The organism is Jejuibacter sp. L23 (assembly GCF_050815825.1).
In the GTDB taxonomy this organism is placed as follows: domain Bacteria; phylum Pseudomonadota; class Gammaproteobacteria; order Enterobacterales; family Enterobacteriaceae; genus Jejubacter; species Jejubacter calystegiae.
Map to the genome: position 1 here is coordinate 2,149,841 of NZ_CP138199.1, position 22,189 is coordinate 2,172,029.

The 22,189-nt window shown below is 52.7% G+C and carries 24 protein-coding genes; 10 read left to right on the plus strand and 14 right to left on the minus strand.

Annotated features, from left to right (window positions below; all coding sequences use genetic code 11):
- Positions 1 to 84 precede the first annotated feature (84 nt).
- Positions 85 to 696, plus strand: coding sequence for a response regulator transcription factor (locus SCU88_RS09865; protein ID WP_138097148.1), 612 nt, complete (start codon positions 85 to 87; stop codon positions 694 to 696).
- Here the strand turns inward: SCU88_RS09865 and SCU88_RS09870 are convergent.
- Complete coding sequence (locus tag SCU88_RS09870) at positions 693 to 4,298, minus strand: transporter substrate-binding domain-containing protein (RefSeq protein ID WP_431810121.1); 3,606 nt, start codon at positions 4,296 to 4,298, stop codon at positions 693 to 695. The two genes, SCU88_RS09865 and SCU88_RS09870, sit on opposite strands and share 4 nt — an antisense overlap.
- A gap of 4 nt (positions 4,299 to 4,302) precedes the next feature.
- On the minus strand, positions 4,303 to 4,929 hold the full coding sequence (locus SCU88_RS09875; protein WP_175339898.1) for a response regulator: 627 nt from the start codon (positions 4,927 to 4,929) through the stop codon (positions 4,303 to 4,305).
- A 451-nt stretch (positions 4,930 to 5,380) separates the two neighbouring features.
- Here SCU88_RS09875 and SCU88_RS09880 point away from each other — a divergent pair, with 451 nt between their 5' ends.
- Complete coding sequence (locus SCU88_RS09880) at positions 5,381 to 6,175, plus strand: LecA/PA-IL family lectin (RefSeq protein WP_175339899.1); 795 nt, start codon at positions 5,381 to 5,383, stop codon at positions 6,173 to 6,175.
- A 134-nt stretch (positions 6,176 to 6,309) separates the two neighbouring features.
- Here SCU88_RS09880 and SCU88_RS09885 read toward each other — a convergent pair whose 3' ends face one another.
- Complete coding sequence (locus SCU88_RS09885) at positions 6,310 to 7,272, minus strand: GlxA family transcriptional regulator (RefSeq protein ID WP_138097154.1); 963 nt, start codon at positions 7,270 to 7,272, stop codon at positions 6,310 to 6,312.
- Positions 7,273 to 7,426: 154 nt separating this feature from the next.
- Here SCU88_RS09885 and SCU88_RS09890 point away from each other — a divergent pair, with 154 nt between their 5' ends.
- The gene (locus SCU88_RS09890; RefSeq protein ID WP_175339900.1) at positions 7,427 to 8,125 is read left to right on the plus strand and encodes an isochorismatase family protein; all 699 of its coding nucleotides are present in this window, start codon (positions 7,427 to 7,429) and stop codon (positions 8,123 to 8,125) included.
- Positions 8,126 to 8,185: 60 nt separating this feature from the next.
- Here the strand turns inward: SCU88_RS09890 and SCU88_RS09895 are convergent, their stop codons facing one another.
- The 5 genes from SCU88_RS09895 to SCU88_RS09915 all read right to left on the minus strand — a co-directional run bounded on the left by SCU88_RS09895 (position 8,186) and on the right by SCU88_RS09915 (position 11,198).
- Positions 8,186 to 8,536, minus strand: a complete 351-nt coding sequence (locus SCU88_RS09895) for a YncE family protein (RefSeq protein WP_431810122.1) — start codon at positions 8,534 to 8,536, stop codon at positions 8,186 to 8,188.
- 125 nt (positions 8,537 to 8,661) lie between these two features.
- Positions 8,662 to 9,165: a YncE family protein gene (locus SCU88_RS09900; RefSeq protein ID WP_431810123.1), complete on the minus strand. Its 504-nt coding sequence runs from the start codon at positions 9,163 to 9,165 to the stop codon at positions 8,662 to 8,664.
- 336 nt (positions 9,166 to 9,501) lie between these two features.
- On the minus strand, positions 9,502 to 10,089 hold the full coding sequence (locus tag SCU88_RS09905; protein ID WP_175339901.1) for a serine acetyltransferase: 588 nt from the start codon (positions 10,087 to 10,089) through the stop codon (positions 9,502 to 9,504).
- Complete coding sequence (locus SCU88_RS09910; protein ID WP_175339902.1) at positions 10,067 to 10,648, minus strand: DapH/DapD/GlmU-related protein; 582 nt, start codon at positions 10,646 to 10,648, stop codon at positions 10,067 to 10,069. Before SCU88_RS09910 ends, SCU88_RS09905 begins: the two co-directional genes overlap by 23 nt.
- A gap of 4 nt (positions 10,649 to 10,652) precedes the next feature.
- Entirely contained in the window at positions 10,653 to 11,198 is a 546-nt protein-coding gene (locus SCU88_RS09915) for a serine acetyltransferase (protein ID WP_175339903.1), read from the minus strand.
- Between the two features lie 998 nt (positions 11,199 to 12,196).
- Here SCU88_RS09915 and SCU88_RS09920 point away from each other — a divergent pair.
- The 4 genes from SCU88_RS09920 (at position 12,197) to SCU88_RS09935 (ending at position 16,433) form a co-directional block, all read left to right on the plus strand.
- Positions 12,197 to 13,468 carry an OprD family outer membrane porin gene (locus SCU88_RS09920; protein ID WP_175339904.1) on the plus strand — a complete coding sequence of 424 codons (1,272 nt, stop codon included), beginning with the start codon at positions 12,197 to 12,199 and terminating at the stop codon, positions 13,466 to 13,468.
- A gap of 531 nt (positions 13,469 to 13,999) precedes the next feature.
- Positions 14,000 to 15,343, plus strand: coding sequence for an MFS transporter (locus tag SCU88_RS09925; RefSeq protein WP_175339905.1), 1,344 nt, complete (start codon positions 14,000 to 14,002; stop codon positions 15,341 to 15,343).
- A gap of 1 nt (position 15,344) precedes the next feature.
- Positions 15,345 to 16,130, plus strand: a complete 786-nt coding sequence (locus SCU88_RS09930; protein ID WP_175339906.1) for an alpha/beta fold hydrolase — start codon at positions 15,345 to 15,347, stop codon at positions 16,128 to 16,130.
- Positions 16,131 to 16,190: 60 nt separating this feature from the next.
- Positions 16,191 to 16,433 (plus strand): putative hemolysin, encoded by a 243-nt coding sequence (locus SCU88_RS09935; protein ID WP_138097164.1) that lies wholly within the window; start codon positions 16,191 to 16,193, stop codon positions 16,431 to 16,433.
- 6 nt (positions 16,434 to 16,439) lie between these two features.
- Here SCU88_RS09935 and SCU88_RS09940 read toward each other — a convergent pair whose 3' ends face one another.
- On the minus strand, positions 16,440 to 16,847 hold the full coding sequence (locus SCU88_RS09940; protein ID WP_138097166.1) for a VOC family protein: 408 nt from the start codon (positions 16,845 to 16,847) through the stop codon (positions 16,440 to 16,442).
- Positions 16,848 to 16,998: 151 nt separating this feature from the next.
- Here SCU88_RS09940 and SCU88_RS09945 point away from each other — a divergent pair, with 151 nt between their 5' ends.
- Entirely contained in the window at positions 16,999 to 17,301 is a 303-nt protein-coding gene (locus SCU88_RS09945; protein WP_138097168.1) for a hypothetical protein, read from the plus strand.
- Here the strand turns inward: SCU88_RS09945 and SCU88_RS09950 are convergent.
- Positions 17,298 to 17,648 carry a DUF488 domain-containing protein gene (locus tag SCU88_RS09950; RefSeq protein ID WP_138097170.1) on the minus strand — a complete coding sequence of 117 codons (351 nt, stop codon included), beginning with the start codon at positions 17,646 to 17,648 and terminating at the stop codon, positions 17,298 to 17,300. The genes SCU88_RS09945 and SCU88_RS09950 overlap by 4 nt on opposite strands.
- Positions 17,649 to 17,779: 131 nt before the next feature.
- Here SCU88_RS09950 and SCU88_RS09955 point away from each other — a divergent pair, with 131 nt between their 5' ends.
- Entirely contained in the window at positions 17,780 to 18,475 is a 696-nt protein-coding gene (locus tag SCU88_RS09955; protein ID WP_175339907.1) for a CTP synthase C-terminal region-related (seleno)protein, read from the plus strand.
- On the opposite strand, the gene SCU88_RS09960 is transcribed toward SCU88_RS09955, so the two are convergent.
- Positions 18,445 to 19,653 carry an MFS transporter gene (locus SCU88_RS09960; RefSeq protein ID WP_277752964.1) on the minus strand — a complete coding sequence of 403 codons (1,209 nt, stop codon included), beginning with the start codon at positions 19,651 to 19,653 and terminating at the stop codon, positions 18,445 to 18,447. The two genes, SCU88_RS09955 and SCU88_RS09960, sit on opposite strands and share 31 nt — an antisense overlap.
- Before the next feature lie 102 nt (positions 19,654 to 19,755).
- Between SCU88_RS09960 and SCU88_RS09965 the strand changes: the two genes are divergently transcribed.
- On the plus strand, positions 19,756 to 20,544 hold the full coding sequence (locus tag SCU88_RS09965) for an AraC family transcriptional regulator (protein ID WP_431810160.1): 789 nt from the start codon (positions 19,756 to 19,758) through the stop codon (positions 20,542 to 20,544).
- A 20-nt stretch (positions 20,545 to 20,564) separates the two neighbouring features.
- Here the strand turns inward: SCU88_RS09965 and SCU88_RS09970 are convergent, their stop codons facing one another.
- From SCU88_RS09970 to SCU88_RS09980, 3 genes are read right to left on the minus strand one after another with little or no spacing between them, the layout of a single operon-like run.
- Positions 20,565 to 21,056 carry a type VI secretion system tube protein TssD gene (locus tag SCU88_RS09970; protein WP_175339909.1) on the minus strand — a complete coding sequence of 164 codons (492 nt, stop codon included), beginning with the start codon at positions 21,054 to 21,056 and terminating at the stop codon, positions 20,565 to 20,567.
- A 1-nt stretch (position 21,057) separates the two neighbouring features.
- Entirely contained in the window at positions 21,058 to 21,579 is a 522-nt protein-coding gene (locus tag SCU88_RS09975; protein ID WP_175339910.1) for a hypothetical protein, read from the minus strand.
- Positions 21,560 to 22,075, minus strand: a complete 516-nt coding sequence (locus SCU88_RS09980; protein ID WP_175339911.1) for a tlde1 domain-containing protein — start codon at positions 22,073 to 22,075, stop codon at positions 21,560 to 21,562. Before SCU88_RS09980 ends, SCU88_RS09975 begins: the two co-directional genes overlap by 20 nt.
- Between the last annotated feature and the right edge of the window lie 114 nt (positions 22,076 to 22,189).

Consider the following 22,189-nt stretch of genomic DNA (forward strand, 5'->3'; position numbering starts at 1 on the left):
GGCCTGGATATTTATCACTCAATTTTATGAGAGAGTGCGTCTGCTCTGCGGCCCGTACTTTTATGACATAAGGAATTAAGGTTTATGCGTGTCATTCTTTTCGATAGCCATCCGTTAATGCTGGCTGGCTTAACCAGTGTGATGACCGGGAGAAAACATCAGGTTGTTTCCGCCACCGCGTCGGCGCAGGATTTTATTTTTAATATTATTCGCTACAAACCCGATCTGGCGATATTCGATCCTATGTCCCTGACTCACAGCGATCTCGATAAATTGTGTCAGTTGAAAGCGATCCTGGGTTCGTTAAAACTGTTTGCCTATGCCGGAAGCGATAGCGCTTTTTTTATATTGCGCAGTTTGCAAATGGATATTCAGGGCTATCTGAGCAAGGCCTGTAATCTCAATGTGCTCCAGTTTGTAATGAGTAAAATCGAAGACGATGACGCGGTGGTGATTCGCTCCTCGCCGGAGAATCACTCCCGGGTTTACCGGGATATGGCGCTGATTGAATCCTTAACCGGCCGGGAAATGCAGGTGCTACGTTACCTGGCGGCGGGCAAGAACAATAATGCGATCGCACGGGAGTTATTACTCAGTAATAAAACGGTCAGTACCTACCGCCGTAATATTATGAATAAGATGGTGACCCGTAATGTCAGCGATGTGGTGGATTTTGCGGTACGTAATGGCTTTTAAAGGTCGGCATCCTCTCCCGGGCTAAAGAGAGGAGATGCTTTGAGTTCGGTTAAATAGCGCCGGAGATCCTGATACAGACTGTCCACCTGTGGCTGCTGCGCCAGATCCGGCGTTTCCCGGCACTGCTTTTCCAGTAGCAGACAGGCTTCGGCCAGATCATGGCGCCGGGCAATGCGCAGGCTACCGGCAATGCGGTGCGCCAGATCGGCGATATCGGGCCTGTCGTCCGGTAGCCGCAGTTCGGCCAGCCGGTTGAGATCCTCATCCAGGGTGGCGATCATCAGTGCGCGCAGGGAGTCTTCCATCTGCTGGTCAATATCGCTCTCTTCGGCTGCGACGGGCAGGGGAACTGGTGCGGCGCTGGCATTACTCAGGGCAGCGGAAAGGCTGTTTATGGAGCAGGGTTTGAACAGGCAACTGTTCATCCCTTCGGCCAGGCAGCGTTCCAGAACCTGCCGGGTGGCATTGGCGGTAAAGCCGATAATCCATGCTGGCTCCCGATTTTGCTCCTGTTCCGCTTCGCGCAGAATCTGGGTCAGTTGATAGCCGTTCAGCCCTGGCATATTGCAATCGGTGATAATGATATCGAAGCGCTGCTGCTGCCACAGGCGCAGCGCCTCGTAGCCGTCCGCCGCCAGTTGCGCTTTCTGGCCCAGCCAGGCTAACTGCTTAGCCAGCAGAATGCGGTTGGCGGCGTTATCGTCCACTACCAGCACTTTGCGCTCCGGCAGCTCCTGAAGGCTGTCGGCGTGGGCCGGGGCTTCTTCCTCGCTGTGCCGGACCCGCGGCAGGCGCATCACCGCTTTCACGCAGGTGCCAACCCCTTTCTGGCTGGTCAGAGTCAGGGTGCCGTCCATCTTTTCGCAGATGGTGCGGCTGATATACAGCCCCAGCCCGGTGCCCGCCCGACGGTTATCCGCCTGGCTGAAGGGCTGGAATAGCGCTGTTTGCTGGGCGTCATCAATTCCTATCCCGGTGTCCTGCACCTCGATGATCCAGGTCAGCGTATCGTCGCCCGGCTCGCTGCGCGTAAGTACCGTCAATGAAACGCCGCCCCGATCGGTAAATTTGATCGCGTTACTGAGCAGATTGGAGATTACCTGCTTGATGCGCAGCGGGTCGGCCAGCACCCGGGGCTGCGGTTCGCCAGGGAAGTGTTTGCTCAGGGTGATATTTTTATCGATGGCCAGTCCCTGGAATACCCTGAGCAGACTATCGATAAGTGCGACCGGTTCGACCGGCTGCGGATGGTAATCCAGTTGCCCGCCCTCGATGCGTGAGATATCAAGGATATCGCCAATCAGCCCCACCAGACTTTCGGCAGATTCGTACGCTACCTCCAGGGCCTGCAGATCCTGTTCGCCGCTGCGCCCCTTTTTTAGCGCCATATCGAGCATGCCAATAATGGCGTTCATCGGGGTGCGGATTTCGTGACTCATGGTAGAGAGAAATACCGATTTGGCGCGGCTGGAATCCTCGGCGCGCTCTTTGGCTTCGCGCAGTTCGGCAAACAGCGCCTCACGTTCGGAGATATCCATCCAGCCGCCAATCACCCCCAGCACATTGCCTTCGCTGTCGTGCCAGGGTTCGATCCACTGATAGACGGTAATCCCGATGGCCGAGTCGGGGTTATCCCACAGGTCGTAGCGCCGGTCTTCCAGCACCGGCTGGCCGGTGGCGATCACTTCCATCACCTGGCGATGATAAAACGCCGCCTGTTCCGGCGTGCGCAGACCGGGCAGTTCGACCATGGTTTTGCCGACCACCTCTTCATAGAGCACGCCCGTTTCCACCAGATAGCGCTGATTGCAAAAAGTGAGCCTGCCGTCGCGATCCCGTAGCGAAACCGGGAACGGCATACTGCTGACCACTGCCCGCAACTGGAACAGTTGATCGTTAAGCTGACGGCGCAGCGCCGCTTTGCGCTTAATTTGCTGACGCAGATAGAGCGCCCAGCCCACCGACAGCAGAATCATCAGCCCGCTAAAAATAGCGCTGGCGATCAGCACATCGCGGTAGCGGCTCCAGAAGCTGTCCACCACCACAAAATCGCTGGGCCGCCAGCGGTTGGCAAGGCTTTCGATCTCGGCGGGTGGAATGCTAAGCAGTACTTTATCCAGGATCGACAGCAGTTGCGGATCGGAACGACCGACGCCAAAGGAGAGCCATGCGGGGTTGTCGCCTACGGTGGCGACGATTTTAAGCTTACCCTGATAGTGGGTTTTTATCTGGTAGTCGGCCATCATCAGAATACTGGCGGCGGCGTCGGCTTTGCCCTGCGCCACGCTGTTCATCAGTTCGGTCTCGTTTTCCATCGGCACAATGGCGATTTCCGGATAGCGGGCGCGTACCTGGTTTTCCACGCCGGTATCCCTGACCATCGCCAGCCGTTTGCCGCGCAGGTCCGGCAATGAGTGAATATCGTTGCGATCCGCTCGGGTGGTCAGCGCGAAGGCACTGCTCAGATAAGGGCGGGTAAACAGAATCTGTTGGGCGCGCTGCATACTGGGCGTCATAGAGGCGAACATATCGGCTTCGGTGGTTTTAACCTTGTGCAACAGTTCTGCGGTGGTATCGACGGTGGAGAACTGAAAGCGCAGGCCGGTTTTCAGGCTGACCACCGACAGCAGATCCCCTGCAATTCCGCGCAGGGTGCCCGCCTGGTCGATAATGGTGACCGGCGCCGCTTTATCCTGGCTATATAGCACCACGCTGACGGTGGGGTGGCTCGCCATCCAGCGCTGCTCTTCCCGGGTGAAATTGAGCGGACGCACGGAGCGGGTGATATCCACCATATCCGACTGCCAGAAGCGGTTCAGCGCCTGCTTTTTTTCTTCGGGGAGGGCTTTCAATGCCTTATTGAACAGCGACAGCAGCTCGGGGCGGTTGCGGTTGATGGCAAAGCCGATCTCTCTGATCGGCAGGGCGCTATACCGAATCAGGCGTAGGTTATTCAGAAAGTTACGGTTAAGGGCGAAGCTGTTACCCAGATAGACATCCGCCCGGCCAAAGGCCACGGCGCTGAGCGCATCCCTGTCGTTATCGTAGAGTCGAAAGTGGGCCCGGGGATAGTACTGACGCAGCAGCGACAGCGGCAGGTAGTCCCGAACCATGGCGATATCCCGGCCCGCCAGATCGTCCGGCAGGTCAACCCGGCGGGTAAAATCGGCGCCCAGCACCGGCTTTTCGCTGGCGTAGCTATTGGTCAGGGCAACGTTGTGGGTATCAATAAAGTTATCGACCGAAGGAACCGCATCGATCTTTCCTTCCGCCAGCGCGGCCCACAGGGCCTCCTGAGAGGCGAAGCGCTGAATGCGCACCGGCAGATTTAACTGATGGGCGATCAGGCCCAGATAGTCGGCGCTTAGTCCTTCATATTCATTGCGAATATTGCACATACAGTAGAGGGGAAGTTCGCCGGGGGGAATGCCGACCGTCAGGACCTGCTTGTGCTGCAGAAAGGTTCGCTCCCGGGATGACGGTATCAGTGGGGCAACCCCCTGGCTGGAGACGCGGGTGAGCAGGTGCAGATCGCTATCCTGCGCCAGCGTGCTGAATAGCGGCAACATCACCATAACCAGGCAGAGCAGGGCGCGACGCATGGGGTTATCCGATCAACTGATTGCGGCGGGCGAAGTCGATGAGCTCAATAACCGTCTGGGCGTTGAGTTTGGTCTTCAGACGGTGCTTATAAGTGCTGATGGTCTTTTCGCTCAGCAGCAGCCGGTCACCAATCTGCTTGTTGCCCAGCCCCTCGGCGATAAAGATCAGCACACTCAGCTCGCGATCGGACAGTTGGCTAAGCAACTGGCCGTCATCGGTGGCGATCTGGGCGGAACTCGTGGCGTATGCGGGCTGAGGGAAAAAGCTGTAATCGCGCATCACAATGCGGATGGCATCCAGCAGTTCGCTCAGATCGTCGGATTTGGTAACAAAACCGTCGGCCCCGGCCTTCTGACAGCGCTGGGCGAAGTGGGCGCTCTGCTGAGAGGTCAGAATCAGGATCTTCAGCGGCATATCCAGCGCCCGCAGGCGTTGCAGCACCTGGAAACCGTCGACTTTGGGCAGACCGATATCCAGTAGCACCAGATCCGGCGCCAGATCGCGGGTTTTTTGCAAAGCATCGACGCCGTTATCCGTTTCAGCGATCACCTCCATACCGCTACGCTCCAGTAGCATTTTTACCGCAAAACGGATAACGGGATGGTCATCAACAATGATCACTTTCTTCATGTAACCGTGGTGTCCTTAAAACGCATTAACGTACAGGGCGGCTACCATAGCGGCTTCTGTACAGAATGATCTGTAGGTAATTACTTATTGTGCAATAACGGACACGTTTACTGTAGTTGTGCTATGGATTTTTTACGAGAATTTTCTGTGTTTTATGGGCTATTGGTAACAGGATTTTTCGCGCAAAAATAATATTTTGATATAAGTAAAATCTTATTTACGCTTATGAAGATGATTTCTATCCATTATGGTCTATGATTTTGTGGTCTGGTTTATTCACAGAGAGATTATCGGGTGGTTATTTCCATTTTTCATGGAGGAATAAATCAGCAACCTGAGTAACCAAATGGTTAATGTGGCGTAATTTTTATTTATTCACAGCCAGAAACTTTCTGGCGATTAAAAAACACTCGCCATCCAGAATTAAAACTGACAATACGGGAGTTATATTATGGCTATTTCACCTGCATGGGCCGGAGATATTGACGCGAAAAAACCTGAAGGTAGCAATACCGGGCTGGTTATTAAAAAAGGACAGAAAATAACCATTGGCGCCAGCGGATGGGTTAAACGCGGTAAAGAGGATTATACCCTGGCGGGGCCCCAGGGCGTGGCGGGAAAAAACGATGGTGTTGCCGTGCTTAAAGGCAGAATTGGCGGCGTGGAGTTTATTGTCGGTAATTATCTTATCGATTTTGAGGCGCCTGCCGATGGTGAATTATTACTGTATATCGCCGATGGCCCGACGAAATATGCGGATAATAGCGGCAGCTTTAAGGCAGAAGTGTTTCTGCCTGCCGGCAATGACGGTAGCGGCTTTGAAGATCTGACCAACTTTATCGGCAATGACTGGAATAACTGGAAAACTGGCGATGCCACCACCCGCGCCACGCTGGAAAACAGCCAGTGCCCGTGTCGGGTTCTGCAACTGATGACCTACCCGGGCGAAAAAAATGCCGGAACTGTGGTTCACAAGACGCTGGCCGGGTTACAGGCCGGGAAAGAGTATCATTTCTCCATTGTGACCAAACGGATTATCGGACTTTATAAAGAGCCGCGCCTGTCGCTGGAAGCAGACGGTGCGACAATCGTTCCGGTGACCAATCTGAAAGAGAAAGATGTGTGGGTCACGCTGACCGGGAAATTTATCGCAAAAAGCGACAAGGCCGAATTGAAAGTGATCAGCCATGAAAGCGACAGTAATGGCAACGACTATCAAATCAGCCAGTTGAAAATTACTGGTTAATATTTAACAACCACCGGAATCACTTGCCGGTGGTTGCTTTCTTTCTCGTTCTCTGGCTATTCAGAACATTCAGATAAAATCCCCGCATTATTATTCCTGTTAATTGTCAGAGCGGCAGACGTTCGTCGGTGAGGCTATTTCCCCTGTATTCGGAACTCGCGCCGGTATTTAGCTGGCGTGGTGCTTAATTGCTGATGAAAATGGCGGCGCAGAGAGACATCCGAACTGAACCCCGAAGCCCGGGCAACTTGCTCAATTCCATGGTCGGTGGTTTCCAGAAAACGCTGGGCCAGCGCCAGACGCTGGTTTAACAGCCAACGGGTGAAGGTGGTGCCGGTCGTCTGTTGAAAGCGACGGGTAAAGGTTCGGCGGCTCATACAGGCTTTGTCGAGCAGCATTTCCAGGGTGAGCGGATGATGCAGATTGCCGGAAGCCCAGTTGAGCGCTTCTGTGAATCGATCCCCGCTGCGGCTGTTATAGACCGGCTGTTCAATAAACTGCGCCTGTCCTCCCTGGCGGTGCGGCGGCACCACTAATTGCCTGGCGACACTATTCGCCACTTGCGCGCCGCACTGCTGACGGACAAGGTGCAGACAGCAATCAATGCTGGCCGCGGTCCCCGCGGAGGTGACGATATCGCCATCATCTACGTACAGAACGTCGTTATCCAGAATAACCGACGGATAACGTCGGGCAAAAGCCGGAATCCAGCGCCAGTGCGTGGTGGCCGGTCGGCCATCAAGCAATCCACAGGCCGCCAGCACAAAGGCCCCCATACATAGCCCTACGATGCGCGCGCCCCGTAAATGGGCCCGCTGTAGCGCCTGAATCAGCGCTTCCTGCGGTGGCACTTCGGGGTTGGGCCAACTGGGGACGATAACCAAATCACGATCGTCCAGCGCCGACAAACTGTGCTCAGCCATGATGGAAAAACCCGCGTTGGTGCGCAGCATGCCCGGCTCCGTTGCACAGACCTTAATGTGATACAGCGGTTGATTCCGACTATCGAGCGCTTTTTCGAATACGGCGCAGGGCACGGAAAGATGGAAGGGAATGATGTCATTAAAAACGACGATGCCCACCCTGATAACTGACATTTTGTTACTCCATAAATCCCAGGCCCTATTTTGGCCTAAAAGTACCGTTTTTTGTCATATCGCATTCTGTTTCGCCTAACGGGATGGGGGCACTATTTATCCCGCACACCGGCAGATTAACCTGCCGCCACCGACATGACGAAGGAAAATCAAAATGAGAAAAACTATCGCCTGTAGCGCGCTGGCACTCTCTATGGCTACCTTGGCTATCAGCCAGGATGCCGTGGCTAAAACCGCCGAACAGGCCCCGACTATCAGAACAATGAGTCAGATCCCACAAACCCGGGAGCTGGGAGGAAATTCAACGGCATTAGTCGTTATCGATTTCCAGAATGAATATTTTAGCGGCAGGATGCCGATACCGGATGGTATTAAGGCGCTGAATAAGGCCAGGCAATTGGTCGATTTCGCTCATCGCCATCAGATGCCGGTATTTTACGTGCGTCATGTCGGTCCGGCCGATGGCCCGCTGTTCGCCCAGGGGAGCCCATTTGCCGAATTTCATAAAGATCTGCGGCCAGGCAAGGGAGACAGCGTTATTACCAAAGCGACGCCGAGCTCCTTTGTGGGGACCGATCTTCACCAGCAGCTTCAGCACAAAGGTATTAAAACGCTGCTGGTGGCCGGGCTGATGACCCATATGTGCGTCTCTTCGACGGCGCGCGATGCCGTTCCGCTGGGCTATAGCGTGATTATTCCGGAAGATGCCACCGCAACTCGCGATCTGGCGACCTGGGATAATCGGGTCATTGACCATCGCGTATTGCAGCGTTCGGCTCTTGCGGGGGTCGCCGACGTCTTTGCCGAAATAAAAACCACGCAGGCGGTTCTGGCGATGCCGGTAAAAGCGTAAAAAAGTCCCGCCACGGATGGCGGGCAAAATACGGGAAATCAAAATGAGGGTGATTAAAAGCTACCGGCACCCGATAGTCGTAACAATGCGCTGAGTCTGACGGTCGATTTTTGACAGGCTCAGATCTTTATTAAGCACGTAGACATAGCGATTATCCCGGGTAAATACGATGGCCTGGCGGGGGTTATTAACGTCGTGAAGAGTGGCAAAGACCTTGCGCGTTGCAACATCAATAACCGAAACGCTGCTGTCGGCCAGGTTGCCGCTGTAAACCCGTTTACCTTCCGATGACAGGGTCGCGCCATAAGGTTGTTGGCCTACAGGAATGGTATCGGTAATCCTGCCCGTGGAAATCTCGACAACAGAGATTGTGTTGTTACCGCTGTTGGCGGCAAACAGCGTTTTTACCATCCCCGGAGACGGAGATTGCGCGAATTTTGTTAAATCCGGTCATTTCGCCGCTAATTTTGTCCGTTGTGCTATCGACTACCGCTATTTTGTCGCCCAGGAAGTTAGTGACATACAGGCGTTTGCCGTCATGGCTGAGGGTTACGCCCTGTCGGGGGGCGCGAATCCGGTGATGATAGTGTGGGCGATGCCGGATCGGGTATCCATGTGGGTAACGGAATTGCTGGCCTGATTATCAATATACAGACTGTGGCCTCTTTGCTGATTGCGGTGCCGAATGCGCCGGGGCCGATGGCATATTGCGCCAGAGTTTTGAGCGTTCTGGCATCAAGCTGTTTCACTACCCCCAGGCTGCTATCAAAAATATATAAACTGGCGCCATCCGGCGCTAAGACGATATTGCGAGGAGTAATAAAGTTTTTTAAAACCGCCTTTCGCTGGCAGGTTGTTAAATCGTAGACAATGATTTCAGGTTGCCCGCTGAGCGATACCACCGCGAGTTTTTCATCCGGGCTAATCGCCAGCGAATTATTTTGAATATCGCCGTCAAACGTCGTTTTCGCGGCTGCGGTGACCGGAGTATGGGCGGCCATTGTTGAATAAGACGGGCCTGCGAACAATAAGCTGCTCATGCACAGCACCGGGAGGGGGAATCGGGTGAGTTTCACCTCTTTATTTCCTTTCCGTTATGGGCTGCGCCAGGCAATCCATTTTATTGAAACCTGCAGAACACGATATCTGTCGGGAGAGTGTGTGCAGAATCACCGGGTCTGGCACCGGACAGGAAAGCGGCGAAGCAGGATAATCAGGGAAGGGAGATTCCAGAACCACAAGCCGGGTCTGGTTATTGGCATTATCACGACGGGAGGGAACCGTGCATCAGGGATGGGAGATAACCGCACATTGGGTATACATCACCTGGATGTGCGGTATTCATCACGCAGGGATAAGCGTTTATCTATATTTTACTACGAATTACTCCTGAACTCGGAATGTTTTCGTGTAATGTAGGTGCCATTGGACGGAATATCCTGCATGACGAAAGACATTGCGCCAATATTAACATTGTCGCCAATGGTAATGTCACCAATGATGCAGCTGTTAGCCCCGATATCAACATTATTACCTATAACAAGGTTTCCTGTGTCATAGGTGTCTTTACGGCAGCCCAGGGTAGTATTTTGTCGGATGGTTAGCATTTCTCCGATGATCGCTTTATCGGTGATTACGACTCCAGTATGATGTGGGATATGTAGACCTGCACCAATACGGGCGCCAAGGGCAATATCCGTGGTGTATTTTTCTTTTAGTAATCTGTTGATTTTTTTCGCTGTTTTCCTCTGGCTTCGACTACCATTCAGATACATTTCATTGGCCAGTCTCCACCAGAACAGAAAAGCACGTCGACGATTGTATTTGTGGGTGATGATTCTGCGCCATGAAAAATTTTTACCACGTAGAATTTCTTTTTGCCAATAGGTTCGAAGCTCACTGGCTCCTCCTGAAGTAGCGAAGGTAATACAATTTATATAGTTAACTTTCAGAATCGGGAACATTTTTATTCTCAATGTTAGCAGGTAAGACACGACTTGTTTTTTCGGTATAAAAGACACAGTTAGATAAAATATCTTTATTGACGAAAGACATGGCCCCAATAGTAACATTATCACCAATATTGATTTGGTCACTTATAATGCAACTGTTTGCACCGATAGTTACATTGTCACCTATTGTTATTTTCCATGATTTTTCTGATGAATCAATGTTTTGGATTCCGATGGTTGTATTTTGTCGAATTAGAAAGTTTCTTCCTATCTGACAGTATCCGGAAATAACAATACCATTATAATGTGCGATTCTCAGGCCTGGTTTTATTTTTGCATCAAGGCTAATTTCAGTGTTGTAATTACGAATTAACCTTCTGTTTATCATGGCCGCAATTTTTTTACTACGTTTATTTCCCTTCTGGTGAAGACAGGATGCGATACGCCACCAGAATAAAAAACGTTTTTTGGGTTGGCGATAGTAGTGCCGAAAGACTCGGCCCCATGTGAATTTCCGTCCTTTTCCAATCACCTCATCCAGAAGACATTCTTTTAAAAAAGACTGATTCACAATATCACCTGTTTAATTGTTTCGCTTTCATCACGGGAGTGATTTTATTCATGTATATACTGTTGTCAGGAATGTCATTAAGCACCAGGGAGTGAGCGCCAATAGTGACATTGTGACCAATGGTTATTTTCCCGCCCAGGATTGAAGAGTTACATCCAATATCAACATCATTGCCAATAACGATCATGGCATCCTCAGGCTTCGTCTTCAGACCGATGGTCACTCCCTGTTTTATGTGTAATCGCTCGCCGATAACGCAGTTTTCAGTGATCACGATACCGGAAAGGTGCGCAAGATTGAGACCTGGGCCGATACTTACCGTTAAAGGAATGTCTATGTCGTAACACCGTAATAGCTTGTACTCTATACGACGAGCCAGACGCCTCCTGAGACCGCCTCTTGCATAAAAATAGCTGGCCAGGCGCCACCAGAACGTAAAGCGTTTCCTACGGTTGTGTCGGGTTCGGGTTAACGCTTTACGCCATGAAAAAGGATGAGTGCGTCCAATAACTTCGACTCTTATACACTCCTTTAAAAATGTGAGTTCCATGTTTATCACGAGGCTGGGTTAGGAATTTACTAAGAAATGATAAACGAATAACAAGGTAAATGGTAAACATTTCTGGCTACAGAATGTGTATAAAAAACACTCAGTTAATATTTTTTGTCGATTGAGATACATAATCCTGGTCTGATTAGGAAAAATTCTTAATAAAAAACACGTAGGATGAGAATACTAAGGAGGGGCTTAATCGATTCCTGGTCTATACAAGCGGAATGCAATAATACCCTCCCAAAAGCCAATCGTGGCTGCATGGCAGTTTGCTTTCATCGTAGGCAGAAGGGAGGAACCGGTACTGTGCGTAGGGCCTGGGAGCGACTATCGCTGAGTGGGTGTTTGTTGACGCCGAAGGTAAAAGTGGAACCATGCCAGCTGGCTCACACAAAGGTTTTATATTGATGGCGCTATGACTAACCCTTTCTCTCCTTGATATACCCACCTAATAAGTATGGTTAATCGCGGCCGTTGTCGATACGCTCGAAGGATAACAGGGCGGTGACAAAACGGCCCGAACGACGCGACACATGCACGTGGGTTTGCGGCGCCATTGCTACCTGGTGCCGCTTTTTTTTGCCTGGATTTCTGCGCGCTAATAACATCCCCTACAAAACCTTCCTTACTTTGCTTTTACTTATCCCTCAGTTATGGATTTATATTCCATTATTAGTTTTTAAGATGGAATTACATTCTGCAATTATCGAATTTAATATCATTACCGACTATTTCAGTTAGCGTCGGTTGGTCGCTGCACGGGCTCTGCCTGACCAGAACTGACAGCGGGGCGGTTGAGCAGGCAGAAAAATAGTTACCAGCTTCGCCGAATTATTAAGCAAAATCCTAAATGAGTGGTTGCACCTGAAATGTCTATATGTCACAAATTGTTAAGGCGCTGATATTTGCATTCAGGCTACTATCGCCCTTCAGGCTCTGACCTGGATAAGAACCGGTCCGCGGTTCGAAATAATAATAGAGTGGGATTTTGTACAGTGAAAAAAAGATTATCAGCGATCGCGCTGGGGTTATTGAGTGCGACCCAGGCAGTGGCAAACGATCAGGCACAGAGCAAAGGTTTTATCGACGACAGCCATATGGATGTGCTGTTACGCAACGCATACATTAAACGCGACTATAAAGAGCCGGGTATGCGCGATCGCGCCGAATGGGGGCAGGGGATTATTGCCAATTTCGAGTCCGGCTATACTCAGGGGCCGGTGGGCTTTGGGGTGGACGGTATCGCCCAGTACGCGGTGCGCCTTGACGGCGGTCGTGGCCGTAGCGGCGCTGGCGGTATCGATTTCTTTGCCCAGGATAACGACGGTAAGGCGCGTTCGCAGCTCGCCAAATTTGGCGCCCGGGTGAAGATGCGTTTTTCCAATACCGAACTGAGCTACGGTACCCAGTTGCCGCAACTGCCGGTTCTGAGCGCCGATACTTCCCGACTGCTGTATGAAACCTATACCGGCTTTATGCTGACGTCGCGCGAGATCGACGGTCTGGAAGTGAACGCCGGTTACTTTACCGATGAACAGCGTAAGAGCGACGATCGCCACGACAGCGGGCTGAGCAGCATCAGTTTTGGCGGCGCCAGCTATCAGTTTAACGATCGCTTCAGCGCGGCCTTCTACGCCTCGGACGTGGAAGATGTGCTGAACCGCCAGTATCTGAATCTTAACTTTAATCAGCCGTTCGCCAGCGATCAGAAGCTGGTACTGGACTTTAACGGCTATAATTCCCGCCTGGATCGGGGTTATGCCGAAAGCCTGGATACCGGTCGCAGCAACACCATCTGGAGCCTGGCGGCCAGCTATACCTGGTACGTCCATACCTTTAAGCTGGCATACCAGCAGAGCAGCGGCAGCACCGGCTATAACTACGGCGGCTACCGCGATCAGGGCGGCGTGGGCGACGGCGGCAACAGTATCTGGCTGGCTAACTCCTACTGGTCTGACTTTAACGCCGAAGACGAACGTTCCTGGCAGGCGGCTTACTCTCTGGACTTCGCCGGTCTGGGCGTGCCGGGTCTGACCTGGGATATCGCTTATGTGCGCGGGGATAACATCCACACCGCCGCCAGCAGCAACGGTAAAGAGCGTGAACTGTTCAACCAGTTGCAGTATAAGGTGCAGAGCGGTCCGGCGAAGGATCTGTCGCTTAAGGTTCGCTACTCGGTACTACGGGTATCGAACAGCGCCAGCGACTATAACTCCAGCGGTAATGAGATCCGCGTCTTTGTCGACTACCCGTTTAACGTCTTCTGATGTCGGGAATAGCGTAAAATGCATATACGAGCGCGTTAATGGCGCTCGTTTAAGGCCCGGCGACGGGTGTCAAAGGGCCCCATGTATTGACATGGGGCCCTTTGCTTTCGCTGGCATTGTCAGTCTTACCTCGCAGAAAAAGGTCTGAACCTTATAAAACCCCTGGCACTCTGCCTCAGTTCCACATTATGAACATTGACCAGAATGGTTGCCCTTTCACTGTTTCCCGGTACTGCCACTAAACCCCGGCCAGGGATGCAATATGCTATAGGGGAGACTGCTTCCCAAAACTGGTGGAGGGGTCGATAGCCAGAATAGCGTTCAATATGAAAGGCGTTTATCCCGCTTATCCCGAAGTGTTCACACTCCTTATCTGACTAGGTTACATGTATGACCATGATGGCGCGGGCATTGTCGGTATCGCTCTTTTTGAAGGTGATCTAAATCGTAAATGTTCAAACCTGCGCCTGGCCGTTTATCAATGTCTGGTCAACACTCTTTATTTGCCCTGAAAAAGATAGCGAGGCTATCGTGACAGTTAGAGCCGAACACCGTGCTGACCATTCTCTCGTTTCGGGGAAAACGCTTTTTGCCGTGGTGTTGGGTAATGGTCTGGAGATTTTTGATTTCACGGTTTATAGCTTCTTTGCTATCTGGATTGGTCAGGCATTTTTCCCGGGTGATGATGCATTAACGGAGCTGCTGTATGCGGTCGGTGTGTTTGGCGTAGGTTTTTTGGCCCGCCCGATTGGCGCACTGGTTCTTGGTCGCTATGCCGATCGGGCGGGGCGACGAGCAGCAATGTCGCTCAGTATTTTGTTAATGGCGGTGAGTACTGCTGCCATTGCTTTGTGTCCAACGTGGGAGTCTATCGGCTGGTTTGCGCCGCTGCTGATTGTCTGCGCCAGGCTTATTCAGGGATTTGCCGCGGGTGGGGAGGTGGGAGCCACAACGGCCTGGTTACTTGAGAGTGCGCCATCGACCCGGTTGGGGCGCCGTGTTCGCTGGCAAATGGTAAGTCAGGGTGGGGCATCAATGTCTGGCGCACTGTGTGGCTTTGGCGTCAGCCACGCTTTCGACTCCGCCACCTTGACGGAGTGGGGATGGCGGGTGCCTTTTGTTATTGGCGCGCTTATTGCCCCGCTGGGCTACTATTTGCGTCGGAGCCTGCCCGAAACGCTGCCGCGACAGTTGCGGCCAAAACCCCTGGCGAAACAGCTACTGCGCCGTTATGCGCTGCCAGTTGTTGTGGGAAGCTGTCTGACTGTCGGGCAGTCAGTCACGATGTATATTATGGTTTTTTATATGCCGGGTTACCTTATTCATCTGCTCTCTTATCCTGCCGAATTAAGTTTTATTATTGCGGTACTGGCTTCATTCGCCTTTGCGGTGTGTGCATTTTTAGGGGGCTGGATTGTGGATCGGTACGCTAAATTAAGAACCATTTCTCTGGCTGCTTTTACATTAACTGCGTTGTGTTGTTTACCTGCCTTTGGCATCATTATTCACGCAAGTAATAGCATCATGATAGTTGTCGTTCCGATGATTATGGCCGGGGTGCTGGGGATGGGGGTGGTTGCAACCCTGATTTTGATTCTGATGCTTTTTCCGACACAAATGCGTGCCACCGGATTCGCTATTTCATATGCGTTAGCTAATACGCTGTTTGGTGGAACGGCGCAATTTATCGCTACAGCCCTGATTGCCGAAACCGGAAATGTTTTTGCACCCGCGTGGTATTTGCTGGCCTGTAATTTAATAGCGATAGCCGCGCTGCTGATACTACATAAATGTAGACCTTCACATCAGGATGAGGCTGAATTGAATAAAATGACCTGTCCTGCTTTTTATCGCCGACCCAACGCTGGAGAATAATATGCCTTTTATTCAAAAAGAAGATGCAACGATTTATTATGAAGTGCATGGGGAAGGGTTTCCTGTTATTTTTGTTCATGGTGGAGGTGGCAATACGCTGTGCTGGTTTCAGCAGGTGCCGTATTTTTCGCGTCGCTATAAAGTGATTACTGTTGATCTGCGCGGTTTTAAAAATTCACGCTGTGATCCACAATATGCGCATCCCCGTTATTACCCTGATGATATTCGCGCCATTATGGATGCGGAAGGTATTACGCGTGCGGCGTTTGTCTGCCAGTCGCTTGGCGCGTGGGCCGGTTTGCCGCTGGCGGTCAGAGAGCCGCAATGCGTTGCCTGCCTGTTTATTACCGGATCGCCAACGCCAGCCTGGTCAGAGCAAAACTGGCAGGTTTTACGTAGAGGAGGGGATACCTTTAATAGTGGGAAGCTTGGGAGCGGCGGTGTCGGCTGGAATCGGGAATTTATGGAGAAAAATCCGCAACGATTTTTTTTATATTCGCAAATCAGGTTACTGAACGGACCTTTTGATGCCAGGACGATGCAGGATGATGAGCTCAAGCTTTATCCGGAGGATTTTAAAGCCTATCGCGTGCCGACGCTGGTTGGCGGTGGTTTACATGATGATTTTCTGACGCCGGACAGCCACCTGCATGTGGTGACTCTGATTCCTGGTGCGCAAAGCTACACATTTGAGCGTGCAGGCCATTCCCCCTATTTTGAAGTGCCTGATGAGTTTAACCACGTGCTGGAGACATTTTTAAGTGGCAACATTGATGGACAGGCATAGAAGCGTATTGATCCCGCCGGGCGGGATCATTAGGATGAAGATATTACGGAGAAAAATAGCATGAAATATTGTTTTGCCGCCCTTGCTGCGGTGTTGCTAGCAGGATGTACCACCGAGTCGAATTCCCCGCAGGGCAATGGGCCACAGGCAGGAATGGCGAACCCCGCCTCCGTGTGGTGTAAAGAGAAAGGCGGCGTTCAGGTGCCGATTCAGAGCCCGCAGGGGGTACGCACCGACTGTAAACTGCCCAACGGTGAAGTGCTGGACGAATGGGCGCTGTGGCGCCGCGATCATCCCCAGTAATTTTTCCTAATCATAAACCGGCTGCGCGGCCAGTGCCGCCGCCACCTCCCGGTAATCCCAGGTGGTGATCTCCCAGGGATTGCCCCAGGGATCGCTCAGGTACAGCGACCAGGTCAGCCGGTGATCCGTTTCGGTAAACGGGACTTTCTGCTGTTGCAGATGGGCCATGGCCTGAATAAAACCGGCTCCGGTCACCTGAAAGGCAACGGTGTGCCCCTGGCCCTTATCCGGTCGTTCAAACAGCGCCAGCGCCACACCGCCGTTGCTTATTGTCATCGGCCCCCCTTCGTCGTACCAGTGACGCAGTTTTTCAACCGGGGTGAATCCCAGGGCGTTCTGATACCACCCCAGCGCGAGTGCCATATCTGGCACGTAGACATGAATGTGATCAACACCTGTCAGAGAAAGAGACATAGAGGCTCTCCGTCTGTTAACGGTAATTTAACTATAGCTGCCAGTTTGCAACTTGTGTTTGAGGAATTGTGGTTGAGATAAATCTTAAATATTTACTTTTCGCCGTAAAAATGGTCAGATCGCTGCCGTCAAAATTCAATGGGTAGCAAAGATGTATCAGTTAAAACCCGGTGCGCTGGCGCTGATTGTCGGTGCGAAAACGGCGGTCGGTCGCAAGAATATTGGAAAGTCGGTGGAGCTGTTCGGTTTGTGTCGGGCCGGAGAGCGCTTTATTAACCCGGTTAACGGCGTGGTGACTGAGCTCCCGCCCGGCGCCCGTCCGCTGTGGCTGGTCACCGGGGATGTGGTCGCTTTCGACGGCCAGCCCGGTTTTGCTTTTGTGCGCCCTGAGTTTCTGATGCCGTTGGATGGCGAGCCGGCTCCGTCGCAGTCACTGGCCGACGCCCTGAATTAATCGGGCAGACCGCGCAGATAGTCGGCCAGCACCAGGGCGTGATTCTGCGCCGTATCCTTTGCGGCATAGAGCAGGGTGAGCGGCCCCTTGCGGGCGATTTCCGCCAGCCGCCGGGTATCTTCTGGCTCCTGCGCCAGCTCGGTGCGGTAGCGCTGGCTAAAGGTCGCGAAGTCGATCACCTCGCTATGGAACGCCTTACGCAGCTCCGGCGAGGGCGTAATGGCTTTACACCACTCATCGTATTGCAGTTCGCTTTTTTTCACGCCCCGTGGCCAGAGTCTGTCTACCAGCACCCGATACCCGTCACTCTTGCTGACATCTTCATAGACTCGTTTACACTGAATCATACTCCCTCCAGTCATGGCTTCCGGTATTCACCCTACACCCGCGCTGGCCGTCTGGCAAAGCCGGGGGGCACGTGAGTTGATCTTCGCGCACGGCCGGTCCATGCTATGGCGCTTTGCACACAGGAGGCTCTATGTCACAACGCGTTTTTCGTATTGCACTGGTCGGCGATCGCAACCCGGATATTCCCGCTCATCAGGCGATTCCACTGGCGCTGGATGATGCGGCGGCGGTCCTGGATTTGACGCTGGAATATCGCTGGCTGGCTACCACGGCGATTGCCGAAGGGGAAAGCCTGGAGTCGTTCGACGCCATTTGGGCGGTGCCTCACAGCCCGTACCAGAATATGCAGGGAGCGCTGATGGCTATCCGTTACGCCCGGGAGAATGCGCTGCCGTTTTTGGGAACCTGTGCCGGCTTTCAGTATGCGGTACTGGAGTATGCCCGCCATGTTCTGGAATGGCCGGATGCGGCCCATGCGGAGGTTTCTGACCAGGGGAGGGTGGTTATTGCGCCTGCGGTCTGCCCGTTAAATAATGTGGAGCAGGTGGTGGAGCTTCGGCCCCATACTGTTGCCGCCAGAGCCTGGGGGAAAACGGAGATTGTGGCTCTCTATAACTGCAGCTATCAGATTGCGCCTTCATTTATCGATGCGTTGGCGGACCAACCGCTGAAGGTCAGCGGCTGGGATGAAGAGGGGGCGCCGAGGATTCTGGAGATCCCCGAACATCCCTTCTTCGTCGCCACGCTGTTCCAGCCGGAGCGGGCAGCGTTATCGGGTCGCCCGGTACCGCTGGTTCATGAACTACTGCGGGCGGTTGCGCGCTGAGGCAGTTCGTCGATTTCGCGATCGCGCCCTGCGCACAAACCAAACAGCGCCATAGTGCTGGCCAGCAGGGTACAGACCAGTAACGGCAGAGCCCAACTGGCGGAGATATCGTGCAGTTTCCCCATCAGCGGCGGCCCGCAGGCCGCCAGCAGGTAACCGACGCTCTGAGCCATACCCGACAGGGCGGCGGCCTGATGGGCGGAGCTGGCGCGCAGGCCGATAAAGCTCAGGCCAAGAATCATGGTAGCGCCAGAGCCGAAGCCGAACAGCACCACCCACAGCGAGGCCAGAGTCGGCACCAGCCACAGGCCGAGGCTACTGAGCGCGCACAGCAGGGCCACCAGCAGAGCGATAATGCGCTGATCTTTCATCCGCGCCAGCACCAGACCGATAAACAGCCCCGGTGCTGCGGTAGCCAGTTGCATCAGGCCATGCAGGGAGCCCGCCTGGCGAGGGCTAAAGCCGTGACTCACCAGAATCGCCGGTAGCCACCCCACCACCACATAGTAGATCAGCGAATTTAGCCCCAGGAACAGGGTCACCTGCCAGGCCAGCGGCGAGCGCCACAGGCTACGCGCCATGGAACCTGGCCCGCTGCTTACGTTTGCGCTCTGGTGCTGGCGCAGATGCGGCAACCACAGCAGTACAGCCAGCAGGGGGAACAGCGCCAGCGCCAGCAGCGCACCCTGCCAGCCCCAGCCCATAAGCGCCACCGGCACCACCAGCGCCGAGCCGCAGGCTGCCGCCACGCCCATGGTCAGCGAATAGGCGCCGGTCAGCTTAGCAACCTTGCCCGGAAAATCGCGCTTGATAAGCCCCGGCAGCAGCACATTACCCAGCGCTATACCGCCACCGATAATCAGGGTGCCCAGCCATAACAGGCTTTCAGCGCCGGACGATCGCAGCGCAATGCCCAGGGTGATAATCAGCATCGCGAGCCCCAGGCTGCGCTCCATACCCAGCCGACGCGCCAGGCTGGCAGCCAGCGGCGAGACCACGGCAAAAGCCAGCAGAGGCAGGGTCGTTAACAATCCTCCGGCGGTGGTAGAAAGCTGGAAGCTGTCGCCGATTGGGCCAAGCAGCGGAGCCACGGCGGTGAAGCTAACGCGCAGCGTCATCGCGGTCACCAGAATGGTCAGCAAAAGCCGCCAGTTTCCGGAGGTGCGGGAGGATGTCATTATTCGAATCTCAGATAATTTACCGGTTGCACAGGGTACGCCGTACTTCACAGTGATGAAACAGGCTAAAATGACAGATTATCGCTAAATTCGGACAAAATGATGGAAAGAGACCTGGGGCTGGCAGGATATAACCCGGACAGTCGCCGCGATCCCGCTGTGGCGTTTCATATTCGGGTACAGGAGAGCGATCGCGAGATTCCGTTCCACCACCACCGTAAGGGCCAGCTGATTCTGGCGCTGCACGGCGGTATTACCTGCGAAGTGGCGCAGGCGATGTGGATGGTGCCGCCGACTTCCGCCGTGTGGATCCCGGGGGGCATGCCCCACAGCAACCGGGCCACCGCCAGTGCCCGTCTCTGCTTTCTGTTTATCGAGCCCGGTGCGGTGCTCATGCCGGATCGTTGCTGTACGCTGCGCATTTCTCCGCTGGTGCGGGAGCTTATCCTGGCGCTGGCTCGCCGTCCGATGGAGCAACTGGAGGAGGAGGCCACCCGACGTTTGATCCAGGTGCTGTTCGATGAGCTACCGGGACAGCCGGAGCAGCAGTTTTGTCTGCCGGTCTCTGAGCATCCCCGGATTCGTTCGATGGTGGCGTCTATGGTGCAGGAGCCGGGCTCGCGCCGCACGCTGGCGGAATGGGCGACGGAGCTTGCCATGAGCGAACGCAGCCTGGCGCGCCTGGTGTTGCGGGAAACCGGGCTCAGCTTCCGGCGCTGGCGTCAGCAGCTGCAGCTGATCCAGGCATTGCGCCTGCTGATTGGCGGCCAGACGGTACAGCAGGTGGCGGGTGCGCTGGGCTATGACTCCACGACCGCCTTTATCACCATGTTTAAAAAGGGGCTGGGGCAGACGCCGGGGCGTTATCTGGCGTCGATGTATCCTGAATAAGGCTACAGGGGCGTTTTTTATTATGCTGTCGCTCTTTCATTCCATGCATCGGTGTACTGGATGTTTCCGTCAACAATACGCCAGGTGATTTTTTCGTATTGCAGGCTGACGTTCTCTACGTGATTTAGTTTTAAATTTTCAGCCAGTTTTACATTCGGCATACCTGCATTGACGCCTGTAATCCTGACGTTTTCCATCAAAATAACGTAATAACAAACCTCTTGCCCTGCATCGTTGATGTGGTAAAAGCGAATTTCAGCACTTTTAAGTGTCTGACCAGTCGCTGCGGCTTTGTACAAGTACGGGCTGGATGAATCCACTTCTTTCTCAAAGTTGAACGGGGAATGTGAGCGGGTTCCAGTAATCTTCCCATTCAAAGGGTCTACAGGGAGATTCAGACCATGACTCATCCCAATGATCTCAATACTTCCTTCACGGTCCTGGACATCTACAGAACCTTTGATGTCTGCACCACCATCATCTTTAAGCCACATATATAAAGGAATAGGCATTTTACTCGCTCCTTTTGGTTGTAATGTTCTTTGTGATGCTCCAATAGCAAGCAATTGTTAATAGCAGATTGAAAACTATAACTGCCGCTATAGTAAAATTTGAATACGTTTCTCCGTCCGGGAAAACAGATTGATAAGGTAGGAAGCGGAACAGCCCCCAAAACAGGAAAGTGAAACCGAATATCTTCGCAAACCGTCGTAGTGTGGAAGAAGTCCATTCTTTTAGAATCCCGGCAGGATGTATTTTGCGTATAATTGTATCGAAAGTAGTAGTAACTGCACTGAGGATAGGTATGCTGATCAGAGTGTTGATTAGGATGCTGAAGTAATTGCGTAACGATTCCCAAACTTCTAAATCGGGCTCGCCCAAAATAAAGCTGGTAAATTTTATGGCATTCTGGAAATCGAAAAGCCCTGTAATAGAATTAATCAATCTATCATAAGGGACAGTTTTAGCAACAACCAGCATAACTACAGTAAACAGTATTATTTTGATGAACAAGCTAAGGGCAGGTTTTGCCATTTATAATCACCTCAATCGAGCCGTATGCCTGTAATTTCTTCATGCAAGGAACATTGATTTTTTGGGTTCTTAACAGTGCATTGCGCAATGCAGCAAAATCTGAATTATGTGGGAGTGTGATGCAACCCTCTGATAAAACACCAGGATGCAAACGAAAGTTACCGCGTTTAACGCCTTCAATCCATGTGTAATCGTCAATCCTCAGGTCATCACGGTATAGTGCAAACCATTCCGAATGTTTAAATGTAGCTCCACTGGCGTAGTGATTGTATATGTCGCTGATACCTGCATTAATCTGTGATCTAAGTCCACCTGGGGGGCGATCAACAATCCAATATTTACCTGCTGGGATTGGCCCTTTTCCTGGAATCATTCCACACCCTCCACGGTTACGGTAAATGCCATTACCAGAAAAGGCCAGGAAAACCCCGATACCATCGAGAGTTAAAGGTGAGTAGTCAGCATTATTGATTATAAACCTTCCATGTAGAGCCATTATCACCACCCAATCTATTTTTGAGTGCATAAATCGTACAATTACTTAAGATAATCTGGATAGTATCTTCATGGATAAAATTCTAAAAATGTGGACTGAAAAGGCTTTTTGCTG

Excerpts from the sequence above, each read along its gene's own strand:
- SCU88_RS09930 (WP_175339906.1), top strand. The coding sequence starts at position 15,345 with ATGCCTTTTATTCAAAAAGAAGATGCAACGATTTATTATGAAGTGCAT.
- SCU88_RS09895 (WP_431810122.1), bottom strand. The coding sequence starts at position 8,536 with ATGGTAAAAACGCTGTTTGCCGCCAACAGCGGTAACAACACAATCTCT.
- SCU88_RS09865 (WP_138097148.1), top strand. The coding sequence starts at position 85 with ATGCGTGTCATTCTTTTCGATAGCCATCCGTTAATGCTGGCTGGCTTA.
- SCU88_RS09960 (WP_277752964.1), bottom strand. The coding sequence starts at position 19,653 with ATGACATCCTCCCGCACCTCCGGAAACTGGCGGCTTTTGCTGACCATT.
- SCU88_RS09980 (WP_175339911.1), bottom strand. The coding sequence starts at position 22,075 with ATGGCTCTACATGGAAGGTTTATAATCAATAATGCTGACTACTCACCT.
- SCU88_RS09905 (WP_175339901.1), bottom strand. The coding sequence starts at position 10,089 with ATGTTCCCGATTCTGAAAGTTAACTATATAAATTGTATTACCTTCGCT.
- SCU88_RS09965 (WP_431810160.1), top strand. The coding sequence starts at position 19,756 with ATGGAAAGAGACCTGGGGCTGGCAGGATATAACCCGGACAGTCGCCGC.
- SCU88_RS09975 (WP_175339910.1), bottom strand. The coding sequence starts at position 21,579 with ATGGCAAAACCTGCCCTTAGCTTGTTCATCAAAATAATACTGTTTACT.
- SCU88_RS09880 (WP_175339899.1), top strand. The coding sequence starts at position 5,381 with ATGGCTATTTCACCTGCATGGGCCGGAGATATTGACGCGAAAAAACCT.
- SCU88_RS09870 (WP_431810121.1), bottom strand. The coding sequence starts at position 4,298 with ATGCGTCGCGCCCTGCTCTGCCTGGTTATGGTGATGTTGCCGCTATTC.
- SCU88_RS09950 (WP_138097170.1), bottom strand. The coding sequence starts at position 17,648 with ATGATTCAGTGTAAACGAGTCTATGAAGATGTCAGCAAGAGTGACGGG.
- SCU88_RS09900 (WP_431810123.1), bottom strand. The coding sequence starts at position 9,165 with ATGAGCAGCTTATTGTTCGCAGGCCCGTCTTATTCAACAATGGCCGCC.
- SCU88_RS09890 (WP_175339900.1), top strand. The coding sequence starts at position 7,427 with ATGAGAAAAACTATCGCCTGTAGCGCGCTGGCACTCTCTATGGCTACC.
- SCU88_RS09915 (WP_175339903.1), bottom strand. The coding sequence starts at position 11,198 with ATGGAACTCACATTTTTAAAGGAGTGTATAAGAGTCGAAGTTATTGGA.
- SCU88_RS09945 (WP_138097168.1), top strand. The coding sequence starts at position 16,999 with ATGTATCAGTTAAAACCCGGTGCGCTGGCGCTGATTGTCGGTGCGAAA.
- SCU88_RS09970 (WP_175339909.1), bottom strand. The coding sequence starts at position 21,056 with ATGCCTATTCCTTTATATATGTGGCTTAAAGATGATGGTGGTGCAGAC.
- SCU88_RS09875 (WP_175339898.1), bottom strand. The coding sequence starts at position 4,929 with ATGAAGAAAGTGATCATTGTTGATGACCATCCCGTTATCCGTTTTGCG.
- SCU88_RS09935 (WP_138097164.1), top strand. The coding sequence starts at position 16,191 with ATGAAATATTGTTTTGCCGCCCTTGCTGCGGTGTTGCTAGCAGGATGT.
- SCU88_RS09940 (WP_138097166.1), bottom strand. The coding sequence starts at position 16,847 with ATGTCTCTTTCTCTGACAGGTGTTGATCACATTCATGTCTACGTGCCA.
- SCU88_RS09955 (WP_175339907.1), top strand. The coding sequence starts at position 17,780 with ATGTCACAACGCGTTTTTCGTATTGCACTGGTCGGCGATCGCAACCCG.
- SCU88_RS09885 (WP_138097154.1), bottom strand. The coding sequence starts at position 7,272 with ATGTCAGTTATCAGGGTGGGCATCGTCGTTTTTAATGACATCATTCCC.